We start from the raw sequence: 12,905 nt of genomic DNA, 5'->3' as shown, positions 1-12,905 counted from the left end.
CTAAACTCCGTTTTTATTGTGTGAATCATCGACTGCGCGAGATCGAGATGTGGCAAGCAAGACCTCTACGCAGCAGCTTATGGTTTTAATGAATCTATTTGTGCGTGACGGCTATAGGTGCCTCGTGATAGTCACGACTTTGCATTTCTTGTAAGCGCGAAAAGGTGCGCTGAAATTCGAATTTGAGCTTTTCACCTGTGTAGAGCTGTTCAATCGGCTGCTCAGCAGTCAAATACAGCACTACTTTTTGCTCATACAACTCATCAATCAGATAAATAAAGCGTCGCACTGCATCGTAAATGGCGTCCGTTAACTCGGTGATATTGCTAATCAGCACATGGTCATAGCGACGACACAGCTCGATAAAATCTGCCGGACTACGTGCATCGCGGCACAGCCGATCAAAGCTGAACCACGCCACGCGCTCATGTACGCCAAGTGCCTCTAGATCGCGATGATTGATTTGAATCAGCGTGGGATGTGCATTGTGCTGGGTCAGATGCCGATAAATACTGCTTAACCATGCATCGGCCGTTGCATCGAGGGGCGAATAGAAAAACTGATCCAGAACATGGTGGCCTTTTACCACGCGATAATCGAGGGCATTGCCAATCTTGAGAATGTGGCAATGCGTATGAATATGCCGGATGGTCGGTAAGAAACGCTCTCGATGTAAGCCATGCTTGTACAAATTATCTGGATCGATATTCGACGTCGCCACCAAAATCACGCGCTTGGCAAACAGTAAGTTAAACAGATTGGACAAGATCATCGCATCAGTGACATTGCTGACAAAAAACTCATCGAAGCAAATCAGTTTATATTTTTTAATCAGGTCATTGGCAATGTGCTGAAGTGGATCACGCGTGCCGCGATAATGCACCAGTTGCTGATGAATGTTTTTGAGAAAATGATGAAAATGGATGCGGACTTTCTTTTTATAGCTTAAGGACTGGTAAAAAATATCCATCAGCCATGTTTTTCCGCTGCCAACGCTGCCCCACATATAAAGCCCACGAATAGGGCGCTGTATAAAAAATGCTTTGGGGCGTTCCAGTTTCTCCCAGATCTCATTTAATTGTTCAATTGCCGCCTGCTGCGAAGGATCAGCCAAAATGGCTTGCTGCTGAATCAGAGCCTGATAGTACTGTTTTGGGCTCTGGCCGGTGTACTGTGTCATGTCGATTGCTCGTATAGCCCATCTTGAAGGGGGCTTAATCAAGATTTGTTATGATTATAAAAACAATAACCGCCACTATACGCAGATTGTGGCGGTTTTAACAGATGGAATCAGCATGTTGTGCTGCCTAGCAATACAGAGCAGAGGGTGTGTTTACATCATCTGGTACAAACGTTCTTTGGGGAAAATGGCCTTGAACGTCGAACCTTCATTTTCTTTAGATACGACATCGAGATAAGCGCCGTGCTGCATCAGCACATGTTTAACGATGGCCAACCCAAGACCCGTTCCGCCTGTGGCACGGCTGCGGGCGCTGTCGACACGGTAAAAACGTTCGGTCAAACGCGGCAAGTGTTTGGGATCTATACCAATGCCGTTGTCTTGTACGGTAAAGTAGCCGTGCTCGCCATCGTCGTGCCAACCAATAGTAATAATTCCGCCCTTGGGCGTGTACTTGATGGCATTGGTGATCAGATTACTAAAGGCGCTGGCAATTTCCATATCGGAGCCAATCAGATCACAATGGCTGTCGATATCCAGATTTAGGGTATGTCCGTAGTCGACATTGTAGGCCTGGGCGTCGTCAAAAAGCTGATTCATCAGACTTGGCATTTCAATGATCTGATTTTTGGCAATGGTTTTATTATTTTCCAGATTCGAAAGTAACAGCAGATCATTCACCAGTGCATTCATACGTTTGGTTTGTGACTGCATTTGATCGAAAGCGCGTTTCCAGCGTGGATTTAAATCTTCCTGATCGGTGAACGTTTCGATGTAGCCGCTCAAAACGGTCAGGGGCGTACGTAATTCATGCGAAATATTGTCGACAAAATCTTTACGCATCTGCTCAAGATTATGAATTCGAGTGACATCGTAGGCCACCAGCAAACGACTTTGCTCGCCAAAACGGGTCAGTTTGATCTGTACATACTGATCGTCAAACAACGACGATTTGATTTTGATGCCGTCGGGCGCCTGATCAATATGATTAAAATATTCAATAAATTTGGGCTGGCGTAAAATACTTAAAATATTGTGACCGCGATCGAGAATCTTGATGCCCAGTAAACCTTCTGCCGCTGGGTTACACCATTCAATCTGGTGCAGGTCATCAATTAGCACCACGGCTTCATTCAGTGCAATCAATGACGATTGCGCACGGTCAATCAGTCCGACCATTTCGGCCTGTACAATCCGCTCTTGACGCTGTGCCCGATATACATTGAATAACAACGCGCCCCAGATACCGTTTAAATTGGGCGGGGTATCGTAGGGACGATTCGAGATCCATTCATTGACAATGTACAACGACCGAAGCTGCAAGCCAAAAAAAATCAGAAAGGCAATAAAAATACCGGCCCAAAAGTAGCCCAAACCCAGACCAATACAGGTGGCAATCACCAGAAGAAAGGCCAGTAGGCGTAAATCCTGTTTGGCAAATGCCCATAAACTACTGTAACGAAAACGTTTATGCTCACGTGCCAGTTCGGGGACAGGATACGGTTCGTACATAGTCAAGTCTTAGCCTGCTGCCAAATCTGCGCGGGTCGAGAAGCGATATCCCGTGCCACGCACGGTCTGTACAAAACGATCGACACCAAAAGGTTCGAGTACCTTACGCAGGCGTCGGATATGTACATCAATAGTTCGGTCTTCAATATAAACATTGCCACCCCAGACCTGATCGAGCAACTGTGCGCGGGTATAGGCGCGTTCAGGATGGGTCATAAAAAAGGCCAAAAGACGATACTCGGTTGGACCCATGTCTAAGATATTGCTGCCAAAACTGACACGCTGACTGACTGGATCTAAAATCAAGCCGTTGGCATCAATCACTTTTTCACCGCTGAGTGCATTGGCACGACGCAACACGGCTTTAATGCGAGAGACCAATTCACGTGTGGAAAACGGTTTGGTCATGTAGTCGTCTGCACCTGCATCTAGGCCTTGTACCTTATGGTCTTCTTCGCCACGTGCAGTGAGCATAATCACTGGAATTTCAGCCAGATTTTCGTCACGTTTGAGACGGCGACACAGATCGACCCCACTGATCCCGCCGGGTAACATCCAGTCGAGTAATACCAGAACTGGGCGCTGATCGACAATCATCTGATGTGCCTGTTTCGCATCTTCTGCCTGCAAACATTGAAAGCCTGCCATATCCAAAGAGGTATGGATCATTTCGCGGATGGGTAATTCATCATCGACGATTAAAATATAGTCATCTTTCACAGCGCAATATCCTATAGGGGTTCAAACGGTAAACCGCTTTTATTTATGACAGGCTTATTACAAAGATTAATTATGACAGTATCATTGCAAAAATTGCACTGAAGTGGATTTTTGCAATGAATTGTGACAAATAAAACTACAATCCGATCGTTTAATACGGGCGTCGTCATTGAGATTTCATCGATCTAGGCTGTGGTCAAGTTTTAGATTGAGCCGGATCGTGTGACAGCTTTTCCAGCAGCGACACAAACACAATCCGGCAGGCAAACAGCACATCATCTAGAGATTGTTTGAAGCCACCCATCACCCAGCGAATCGCCACCTGTGTGACATAACCGTTCAGACCTGAAGAAACCAGTGAAAGCTCTTGCTCGCTATAACGCAGATTGGGCATACTCAGCATCACCAGTGCCTGAATCATGCGATCAAAACGCATCATGGTTTCTTGAATGGTGGCCTGATTATGTAATTCCTGTACCAGCATGGCATCGATATAAATAATACGTGCCAAGCGTGGATCGTCTTTAAGCGTGCGCAAGAGAGCAGTTAAGCCCGCATCGATCATGTTTTCCGGCGTGGCGTTGTGTTTCATGACAGCTTGCATCACATTATTTTGCAGCGTTTCGATCTGTTTTAAAAAGATCGTCTGAAACAGGTCTTCGCTCTTTTTAAAAGATTCGTAAAAGTAACGCTCTGTGAGCTTGGCTTGATTACAAATGTCTTTGACGGTTACAGAAAAAAAGCCTGAAGTGCCATAGGCTTCAATTCCAGCTTCGATAAGTTTTTCTCGTCTTGCCGTTTTCCGCTCGGTCAGGGACAGCCCCTTAAACTGGCGCTCCTGCGATTTTTTTTTGGAAGACGACGCACTGTGTCGATCAAGTTTGGCTGCGGTCATCGCTGCAAGGGTTCTCCGAAAGTCTGTTATTAGTGTAGCAAGTTTTTTTACAAATGACCGAATCAGTCATCGGCTGGTGTTGGTATTTGCTGGTACTTGGACTATATTGACAATCTGAATTGTCAAAAATATAGTGATGTTGAGTGCGACGTGGCAAAATGGGTCAATCGCTCAAACTTGAAGGAAGCGAACATGAAAAATTTTAAAAATAAAGTGGCAGCGATTACCGGTGCAGGTTCAGGGATTGGTCAGCAATTGGCGCTATTGCTTGCAAAAGAAGGCTGTCACTTGTCGTTGAGTGATGTAAACGAAGCAGGCTTAGAGGCCACAGTTGCGCTACTTAAACCCTATCAAATTCGCGTGACCACCAAAAAAGTCGATGTGGCCGACCGCCACGCTGTTAAGCAGTGGGCACAAGAAACCGTGCAAAACCACGGCTCGGTCAATATGATCTTCAACAATGCCGGTGTCGCGCTTGGCTCAACAGTTGAAGGCGAAAGCTATGAAGATCTGGAATGGATAATGAACATTAACTTTTGGGGCGTGATTTACGGCACCAAAGAGTTTTTGCCGCTGATTAAACAAAGTAAAGAGGGACATATTATCAATATTTCCAGTCTTTTTGGTTTGACGGCGCAGCCCACCCAATCGGCTTATAATGCATCAAAATTTGCAGTACGTGGCTTTACCGAATCGTTGCGTCAAGAACTGGATATTGAAAATTGTGGCGTAAGCGCATTATGTGTTCATCCGGGAGGAATTCGAACCAATATTGCCAACGCTGCCAAAATGAATGACAGCTTGAAAACACTGGGAATGCATCCGGAAAAATCGATCAAATCGTTTAATAAGCTGTTGCGTTGTCCACCTGAAGAGGCGGCTCGCCAAATTTTAGATGCGGTGCGTAAAGACAAGCGCCGTGTACTGATTGGTAACGATGCCAAGACACTGGATCTAATGCAGCGTCTGTTCCCAACGGGATACCAGAAAGTGACTGCACTGGCGACGTCAATGAGAAAAAATTTCTAAGCATTTCATGCCATGCGCTGAAAAAAAGGACCGATACAGTATCGGTCCTTTTTTTATCGCCCTAATTAAATCAGTGCGCGAACGGCCTTTTTCTTCCAGACAAACTGATAATAAGCCGCCTGTAAAAAACTCAAGCATACAAAAGCCAGCGCATAAGCAATCCAGATACCTTTTAAGCCCCACATTGAACTGAACCAGTACGCACAAGGGACTTCAATTAATAAAATGGCCACAATATTAATGATCATCGGTACATTCACTGTCCCGCTGGCACGCATGATCGAGGCAAAAATTGAACCGGCGCCAAAAAATAAAATCGACCAGAGTACAATAAACAGCAATTCTTGACCCAACTCGACCACACTTGGATCAGTAATAAACAGCGCCATTAAATATTTTGAAAATAAATACGCTAAAACCACCAGACTACCAGTAATGGCGATGTTCATTCCTAAAGCCGTACGCGTGACTCGGGACAATAGATCCGATTTCCCCATACCAATTGCTTGTGCCCCAAAAATAGAAGCCGCAATCGAGATAGAGAGTGCCGGAAACTGAATATAATTCAATACTTGATTCACTGCACCATAGGCCGCAGTTGCATTGGCACCAAAGCGATTGACCAGCCCGACAATGACCAGTCCGGCCACCGAGGTGGTGATCATCTGAATACCGGTTGGAATACCCAAACGTAAAATCAGTGGACTGACTTCGCGGTTATGCCGAATATGACGCAGCAGTGCCCAGTCGGGCTTCAGCGGATGATTCTTTTTATTCAGGTAAATCGCCAGAAACCCTAAAACCAATACATAACCGAAAATAGTTGCAATGGCGGGTGAGACAATGCCCATTTTGGGAAAACCAAAATAACCGCCGATTAACACGGGTGTGATCACCAGCCCAATCAAGCTGGTCATGCCGAGCGCAATCAATGGCGTGATGCTGTCGCCTACACCACGCAAGATTGAGGTATAAATAATATAGACAAACAACAGCGGACTACCCGCCAGCATCCATTGCACATAGGGCAACGACAAATGCATTACTTTGGCATCGGTGCCCAGAAGGGTCAGAATTTCACGGCTAAAGAACACGCCGAGTCCTGCAATCACACAACCTATGATGAGGGTCATAAACAACGTAGAGCCGACTACGGTTCGGACTTTTTCAATATTTTGTGCGCCCCAAGCCTGACCAATTAAGACCGTAGAGCCTGCCGATAGCCCAATAATAAACGCCATCATACAAAACAGAATTGGAAAAAAGACGGCCACTGCCGCAACGGCATTGACCCCCATCATTTGTCCGACAAAGACGGTATTAATGGTTCCCGATAGACTTTGTAAGGTATTGGTTGCAATTAAAGGAAGCAAAAAAATTAAAAATGTTTTCCATAACTTCTGCTCTGTAATCAACGAGCGTTTTGGGGACATTGGCTCTCCTTGGCACGTGCAATTTTATTGATCTTTGATTTCAAAATAGCACGTGCGGGGTAGGGTATAGTGAATATATTTTCTATTTTATGATAGCCAAGGCGAGCACTCTGCAAGACGCTGTGTCGCTTGTGTGAGTGTCTGTTCTGTTTTTGCAAAGCAGAAGCGGATTAAACGCATCTTCGGATCGGGTGATTGATAAAAAACACTTAAGGGAATAGCCACCACACCATACTGTTCAGCCAAGAAATAGCACATCTCCACATCGGTTAAATCGGGTCGAATAGCGCTGTAATCGACGCATTGGAAATATGTTCCCGGTGTGGGCGTAAACTGAAAATGGCTTGCGCTGAGCCCTTGATTAAACAGATCGCGTTTGGCCTGATAAAAATCAGGAAGCGCTGGAATATGGGTGGGGTGCTGGCGCATGTACTCAGCCAATGCAACTTGTGCTGGGGTATTGCCACAAAAATTGGCATATTGATAAATTTGCCGAAAGCCCTGCATGAGCACTGGACTGGCCACGCAGTAGCCGGTTTTCCAGCCAGTCACATGAAAGGTTTTACCAAATGAACCCACCACAAAACTACGTGCCCTGAGCGCTGGAAAATGCAACGCGCTATAATGACGCTGCTGATCGAAGACCAGGTGCTCATAGACTTCATCGGACAACACCAGTAAGTCATGCTGTTCGACCAGCTCAATCAGCTGCTGCCAGTCGTCTAATGACCATAGTGTTCCGGTGGGATTATGCGGGGTATTGACAATAATCATGCGGGTATGTGGGCGGATTGCGGCCTTCACCTCGCTCCAGTCCACCGCAAAGTTGGGTGCCTTAAGCGCAATATGGACCGGAATTCCACCCGCGACCCGCACTGCCGGTGCGTAACTGTCATAGCTGGGATCAAATACAATCACTTCATCGCCAGCCTGCACCACCGCTTGAATCGCTGCAAAAATCCCAATGGTGGCTCCCGGCGTGATGGTTACTTCATGCACAGGATCAATCAGGAGCTGATCGCGGCTCAGAAACAATGCTGCAACCTGTTCCCTTAGGGGCAGCCAGCCATCGCCCGGTGCATATTGATTATAACCACTGCGTGTCGCATCACACAGGGCTTCAATTAGTGCATCGGGTGCGGCAAAGTCAGGAAATCCCTGAGACAGATTAATGGCTTTAAGGCGCTGCGCCAGAGCAGTCATGGTGCTGAAAATGGTCACACCCTGATTGGCCAGCTTAAACTGAAGGGGCTGCATTGGTTGAATGTCCACGCAATAATGATCAATCGGTTATAGCATATAATCGAACAATGCACGGATAATCCCGAGCGTCAGTCCAATAAAGGCACCCACGACCACGCCATTGACCCGGATCATGTGTAAATCGCCACCCACTTCATTTTCAATCTTTCCGATCATTTCGCTGGAATCCCATTCGTGAATGCGTTCACTGATGTAGCGAATAATTTTATCGCTGTACTGATCACTAAACACGATGGCCAAGCCAGTCATTTTCTCATTAAGTACCTGACGCACGGCCGCGTTTTGAACCAGATTATGCCCCACCTGCTGAATGGCCACCTGTAAGTTGTGTGCAATGCCAGAGTCGGCTTTAAGTAAATCGCGCTTCACGGCATCACATAAAATCACCACGGCACCGCTGATAAAGTTTAAAACCTGTGGACTGTCCAGCAAGGCATCTTTGCCTGCATTGAGGCGCTGGCTGGCATCACTTTGACCATCCGAAAGTTGCAGCATCAGGGTTTGGGTATATTCTTCAATGCCTTGGCGCCACGGATGTTCAGGATCGGCCAGCATCGATTCCACCTTTTCGATCAGTGAATCGATGGTACGTTGTTGTACATCAATTCCAATCCAGCTGGCTCCTTTGGCCAGTTTCCATACCCCCAGCTCTTTAAACAAGGTACGGGTCAGTTCACGGGCTTGTTCTGGGTGCGTCACAATCCATTCATGTGCGAGATCTAGACCACGCTGCAACACATCCTGATGAAAGTCATTTTCAAGCACCGCACGCAGCATTTCGCTGGCCAGTGCATTGATTTTAGTACTTTTTACCCACTCTACGCTGTTACTCTGAATAAACTGCGCGATTTGCTGCTGCCCTACAAATTCAAATAATTTCGGCACGGTCTGCTGGATCAACTGCACCACTTGGGTATTATTTTTAGGATTTTCAAGCCATTGACCGACTGCCAGGCTCAGGTCGGTCTTGTTCAGGCTTTGCTCGACCACCTGCGGCGACAGAAAGTTTTCCTGTACAAAGCGTCCCATCGACTCGGCAATTCGGGCTTTATTGCGCGGAATAATTTCGGTGTGATCGAGTAAAAACTTGGGAATTGGAATTTTTCCAAAAGGATTACGAAACAGAACTGTGATGGCATACCAGTCTGCGAGCCCACCCACCACGCCCGCTTCGGCACCCAGCATAAAAATATGGATCACCCATGCATATTCAGGGAAGAATTTTGCTGCAATCATCAGCAAAATCCACATCACGACCGCACTGATCAGCGCGATCGTCGCCAGACGTTTGCTACGGTGGAGGTTGGGAGAGTGGGTTGTAGACGCTGGCTGCATAGGCTTTGCTTAGTCCTTGGGGTCAGTTTTTGGGCATATTCGGCGCAGCAGCAGGCTGAGGCATAAGCACTTCGCCATTTGGGCCCAAACCATACTTGGCACCCAGTGAGCGAAGAATCAAAGTGGCATCAAAAGCATCTGACGGCGCTGTTTTCTGATCTTTAAAACATGCAATAGTATAAGACACTTCAACCGGATCGAGATTGACCACTTGTGGGGTATCAAAGAACGGGTCCGGCCAAAAGGCAGGATGGCGTCGGTAATAACCATAAGGGTAATACATACTTGGCGATGAATACACTACAGCCTGACGCGGTGGTTTCTGGGCCATATTGCTCGGATCATTTAGCACCTTAAAAAAGCGAAAGCCATTTTTGAGTGTTGTTTGCGCAGCCTTGACCAAGGTGATTTCTTCTGCGGCGCCATAACTCACGGAGGAATCCGCTTTAAATCCAATGCGAAAACTTTGGCTATTTAGCGGATAACTGGAAAATTGCCCCAGTTGATCGAAGGTTCTGGGTTTATGCGGTAAGCTGGCACAGCCGGTAAAAGCCAGACTCGTGGCAAGCAATATCGAAACAGGAAGATACTTCATAACAACCTCCAACAAGGACGAGGCAAAATTAGCCCAGACACATCAGAAATGACTGCCGGGCTGGGTAAGAAATTCAAGCTCCTCCGCACTGGAGGTGCGCCCCAAAATGGCGTTGCGGTGCGGATAGCGGCCAAATCGATCAATAATCTGCTTATGCTTTTTTTCAAAGCTTAGGTTGGTTTCATTACCCAAGCGCTGAAACAGTTTGAGCGCAAACTCATGAATGGCTTTCGATTCACTGTGCATAAACGGCATATATAAAAATGAGCGCTGCTCTGGGCTTAACTGTGCATCGAGTTTGAGCGCGATCGCCTCTTGTGCAAGGCCCAGCGCGAGTGGATCTTGAGCAAATGCACTGGCGTTGTCACGATAAAGATTGCGTGAAAACTGATCCAGCACAATGATTTCGGCCAGACGGCCTTCTGGTGTGTGTCGCCATGACCAAAGCTCGACGGCACAGGCCTGCCGATGTATTGCCTCAAAACGTGTTCGAATCAGCTGATCAAATGCCAGGTCTTTGGCATACCAAAAATCGGTGTGTTCGGGGGCAAACCAGAAATCCAATACGTCTTGATAATTCATCGAAATTACAGCTCGTTAGCAGATATTCTTCAATAAAATCACAAATCTTGCATGTCTTAAATACTAAGTTTGTGATAAAAAAGTGCCGAAATGAAAATATTCAATTTTTTCGAAATTAGTTTTGCCGCTGCTATGCCCAACATAATTCACGTTATACTAATAACATTATGATTTTGTGTAGTAGTTCTATCATTAGCGAGCATTGTCCATGAGTCAACCCAATTCGACCTCTCAATCTGTAGTGCAAACTTGGGTGGATTCGTCATTATTAAACGGCATGTTGCGGGGCATCGAGCGCGAGAGCTTGCGCATGCAAGGCAACGGCTTTTTATCACAGCAACCCCATCCGCACGGTCTGGGCTCGGCACTGACGCATTCACGCATCACCACCGATTACTCTGAAGCCTTGATGGAGTTTATTACACCGCCCAAAGCCAGTATTGAAGAAGTTTTAAGCGAACTTAAAGACATTCATGCGGTGGTGCATGGGCATCTCGATGAAGGTGAGAAGTTATGGCCACTTTCAATGCCATGTATGCTCGATGATGAAGAAGAACAAATTCCGCTGGCCAATTATGGCACATCCAATATTGGTCGCTTTAAAACGCTGTATCGACGCGGGCTAGGTGTACGCTACGGCCGTCGTATGCAAACCATTTCGGGTGTGCATTACAATCTATCATTTCCAGACACGTTGTTTGAAGCCTTGCAGGCGCATGAAACCGACCATGCGCTTCAGCAGATGAACTTACAAGATTATCGAAGCCATCGCTATTTTTCCCTGATTCGTAATTTTATCCGCCTGACGCCACTGGTAATTTTTTTGGTTGGGGCCAGCCCATCCGTATGCCGCTGTTTTCTGACTGGACGCGAGCATCATTTACTGCCACTGGTTCGCGGAACATTATATTTACCCGATGCAACCGCATTGAGAATGGGCCGTCTGGGTTATCAAAACTCGGCTCAGAAGAAACTCGGGATTCATTACAATAACCTAAACGGATATCTGGAAGGTTTGCAAAATGCGGTAAAAACGCCGTATGAGGCCTTTAGCGCGCTGGGCTTAAATGATGATCAAGGTAAGCCGATCCAGATTAATGATCATGTGCTGCAAATCGAAAACGAATATTACAGTCTGGTGCGCCCAAAGCAGGTGCCGCAAGGCGGTGAAACGCCATCGGATGCGTTACGCAACCGTGGGGTTGGCTATGTAGAGTTGCGTGCTGTTGATGTCAATCCGTATAGTCCGATCGGAATTGATGAAAACACAGCAGGCTTTTTAGAGGTACTCGCTTTGTATTGCTTGCTTCTGGACAGCCCGCCACTTGAGAGTGATGAGCAAGATATGATTGAGCGTAACCAAACTGAAGTGGTCAATCGGGGTCGCGCGAAAACGGCTCAAATTGAGACCTCTGACGGAGTTTACGCTGTACGTGACTGGGCGCGTCAGCATGTGAATGAAATGCAAGCCTGTGCCGAGTTACTCGATGAAAGCTACCAGACATCGTTGTACAGTGATGCTTTGCGCGTTATGCAGCAGCGCATTGATGACGTGAATCAGTCTTTGTCGGCACAAGTGATAAAAGACACCTTGACCCACGGTGGAACATGGAGCTTTGGCAGTGTTTTGGCCGAGCAACATGCAAATATCTATGATCAATATTCGTTAAGTGCTGAAAAACAAGCCTATTTCGAGCAGCTTGCTCAACAGTCACGTCAACAACAGTATCAACTCGAACAAGAATCCTCGCTCAGCTTTGAGGATTATCTTGCTCAATTTCGATAACAATTTTGAGGAATGCGCATGCAGTGGAGTTATCGCTTCGTAAGTGGTGTATTGGTTCTGGCCAGTATTGTCGGCATGTCTTTTGCGCTCTACTTGGAGCATGTAAAAGGACTTGAACCTTGCCCGCTGTGTATTTTTCAGCGTGTCGGGCTGATGGCGATGGGCATCATTGCACTGATCGCATTTTTGCATAATCCAGTTTCGAATGCAGTGAAACGCTTTTATGCCTTCTTGGCATCAGTGGGGATTTTGTGGTCGGTGGGTGTGGCATCGCGTCATGTCTGGTTACAAACGTTGCCACCTGATCAAGTACCTAGCTGTGGGCCGGGCCTGAACTATTTGCTCGATGCATTGCCACTTAAAACCGTCATGCAGCAAGTGTTACAAGGCTCTGGTGAGTGTGCTGCAATTGACTGGACCTTTCTGGGTCAGTCCTTACCGGTATGGTCTTTGGCGTATTTTGTGCTCATCTTGGCGATCTGCGTGTGGCAGCTTTTACGCCATTACCCGATCTACGCCAAGAAAAAATAAAAATGCAATACACAATCCCGAATGATGTTGCATCATTCGGGATT

At 46.7% G+C, this 12,905-nt stretch carries 12 protein-coding genes; 3 read left to right on the top strand and 9 right to left on the bottom strand.

All coding sequences use genetic code 11. The features are described 5' to 3' along the window. Window positions 1-94 precede the first annotated feature (94 nt). From zapE to L2096_RS04225, 4 genes are all read right to left on the bottom strand, one after another. Complete coding sequence (gene zapE / locus L2096_RS04240) at window positions 95-1,180, bottom strand: cell division protein ZapE (RefSeq protein ID WP_250364930.1); 1,086 nt, start codon at window positions 1,178-1,180, stop codon at window positions 95-97. Window positions 1,181-1,333: 153 nt separating this feature from the next. After that, the gene (gene phoR, locus L2096_RS04235; protein WP_250364929.1) at window positions 1,334-2,692 is read right to left on the bottom strand and encodes a phosphate regulon sensor histidine kinase PhoR; all 1,359 of its coding nucleotides are present in this window, start codon (window positions 2,690-2,692) and stop codon (window positions 1,334-1,336) included. A 9-nt stretch (window positions 2,693-2,701) separates the two neighbouring features. Beyond that, window positions 2,702-3,412 carry a phosphate regulon transcriptional regulator PhoB gene (gene phoB, locus L2096_RS04230; RefSeq protein ID WP_004933773.1) on the bottom strand — a complete coding sequence of 237 codons (711 nt, stop codon included), beginning with the start codon at window positions 3,410-3,412 and terminating at the stop codon, window positions 2,702-2,704. A gap of 196 nt (window positions 3,413-3,608) precedes the next feature. After that, entirely contained in the window at window positions 3,609-4,307 is a 699-nt protein-coding gene (locus L2096_RS04225; protein ID WP_004933776.1) for a TetR/AcrR family transcriptional regulator, read from the bottom strand. Window positions 4,308-4,499: 192 nt separating this feature from the next. Here L2096_RS04225 and L2096_RS04220 point away from each other — a divergent pair, with 192 nt between their 5' ends. Next, window positions 4,500-5,336 carry an SDR family NAD(P)-dependent oxidoreductase gene (locus L2096_RS04220; protein ID WP_250364928.1) on the top strand — a complete coding sequence of 279 codons (837 nt, stop codon included), beginning with the start codon at window positions 4,500-4,502 and terminating at the stop codon, window positions 5,334-5,336. 65 nt (window positions 5,337-5,401) lie between these two features. On the opposite strand, the gene L2096_RS04215 is transcribed toward L2096_RS04220, so the two are convergent. The 5 genes from L2096_RS04215 to L2096_RS04195 form a co-directional block, all read right to left on the bottom strand. Then, the gene (locus tag L2096_RS04215; protein WP_004933784.1) at window positions 5,402-6,769 is read right to left on the bottom strand and encodes an MATE family efflux transporter; all 1,368 of its coding nucleotides are present in this window, start codon (window positions 6,767-6,769) and stop codon (window positions 5,402-5,404) included. 87 nt (window positions 6,770-6,856) lie between these two features. Next, on the bottom strand, window positions 6,857-8,026 hold the full coding sequence (locus tag L2096_RS04210; RefSeq protein WP_151795507.1) for a methionine aminotransferase: 1,170 nt from the start codon (window positions 8,024-8,026) through the stop codon (window positions 6,857-6,859). A 33-nt stretch (window positions 8,027-8,059) separates the two neighbouring features. Beyond that, on the bottom strand, window positions 8,060-9,367 hold the full coding sequence (locus tag L2096_RS04205; RefSeq protein ID WP_004933790.1) for a DUF445 domain-containing protein: 1,308 nt from the start codon (window positions 9,365-9,367) through the stop codon (window positions 8,060-8,062). Window positions 9,368-9,389: 22 nt separating this feature from the next. Next, a complete protein-coding gene (locus tag L2096_RS04200) occupies window positions 9,390-9,962 on the bottom strand; it encodes a CC0125/CC1285 family lipoprotein (protein ID WP_025095631.1) in 573 nt (190 codons plus the stop codon). Window positions 9,963-10,004: 42 nt separating this feature from the next. Beyond that, window positions 10,005-10,544, bottom strand: coding sequence for a DUF924 family protein (locus tag L2096_RS04195; protein ID WP_004933797.1), 540 nt, complete (start codon window positions 10,542-10,544; stop codon window positions 10,005-10,007). 208 nt (window positions 10,545-10,752) lie between these two features. Between L2096_RS04195 and gshA the strand changes: the two genes are divergently transcribed. Both gshA and L2096_RS04185 read left to right on the top strand, forming a co-directional pair. Then, window positions 10,753-12,330 (top strand): glutamate--cysteine ligase, encoded by a 1,578-nt coding sequence (gshA, locus tag L2096_RS04190; RefSeq protein ID WP_104123997.1) that lies wholly within the window; start codon window positions 10,753-10,755, stop codon window positions 12,328-12,330. Between the two features lie 18 nt (window positions 12,331-12,348). Then, the gene (locus L2096_RS04185; RefSeq protein ID WP_004933803.1) at window positions 12,349-12,861 is read left to right on the top strand and encodes a disulfide bond formation protein B; all 513 of its coding nucleotides are present in this window, start codon (window positions 12,349-12,351) and stop codon (window positions 12,859-12,861) included. The last annotated feature ends 44 nt before the right edge of the window (window positions 12,862-12,905 follow it).

Origin of the sequence: Acinetobacter sp. ACZLY 512, assembly GCF_023614015.1 — a bacterium.
GTDB lineage: Bacteria > Pseudomonadota > Gammaproteobacteria > Pseudomonadales > Moraxellaceae > Acinetobacter > Acinetobacter soli.
Note: the sequence above shows the minus strand (reverse complement) of the source record. Positions and strands in the feature narration are given on the sequence as shown.

Bases quoted from the DNA above. Each gene is read 5' to 3' on its own strand.
- zapE (WP_250364930.1), bottom strand. From the start codon at position 1,180: ATGACACAGTACACCGGCCAGAGCCCAAAACAGTACTATCAGGCTCTG.
- phoR (WP_250364929.1), bottom strand. From the start codon at position 2,692: ATGTACGAACCGTATCCTGTCCCCGAACTGGCACGTGAGCATAAACGT.
- L2096_RS04225 (WP_004933776.1), bottom strand. From the start codon at position 4,307: ATGACCGCAGCCAAACTTGATCGACACAGTGCGTCGTCTTCCAAAAAA.
- L2096_RS04220 (WP_250364928.1), top strand. From the start codon at position 4,500: ATGAAAAATTTTAAAAATAAAGTGGCAGCGATTACCGGTGCAGGTTCA.
- L2096_RS04215 (WP_004933784.1), bottom strand. From the start codon at position 6,769: ATGTCCCCAAAACGCTCGTTGATTACAGAGCAGAAGTTATGGAAAACA.
- L2096_RS04210 (WP_151795507.1), bottom strand. From the start codon at position 8,026: ATGCAGCCCCTTCAGTTTAAGCTGGCCAATCAGGGTGTGACCATTTTC.
- L2096_RS04205 (WP_004933790.1), bottom strand. From the start codon at position 9,367: ATGCAGCCAGCGTCTACAACCCACTCTCCCAACCTCCACCGTAGCAAA.
- L2096_RS04200 (WP_025095631.1), bottom strand. From the start codon at position 9,962: ATGAAGTATCTTCCTGTTTCGATATTGCTTGCCACGAGTCTGGCTTTT.
- L2096_RS04195 (WP_004933797.1), bottom strand. From the start codon at position 10,544: ATGAATTATCAAGACGTATTGGATTTCTGGTTTGCCCCCGAACACACC.
- gshA (WP_104123997.1), top strand. From the start codon at position 10,753: ATGAGTCAACCCAATTCGACCTCTCAATCTGTAGTGCAAACTTGGGTG.
- L2096_RS04185 (WP_004933803.1), top strand. From the start codon at position 12,349: ATGCAGTGGAGTTATCGCTTCGTAAGTGGTGTATTGGTTCTGGCCAGT.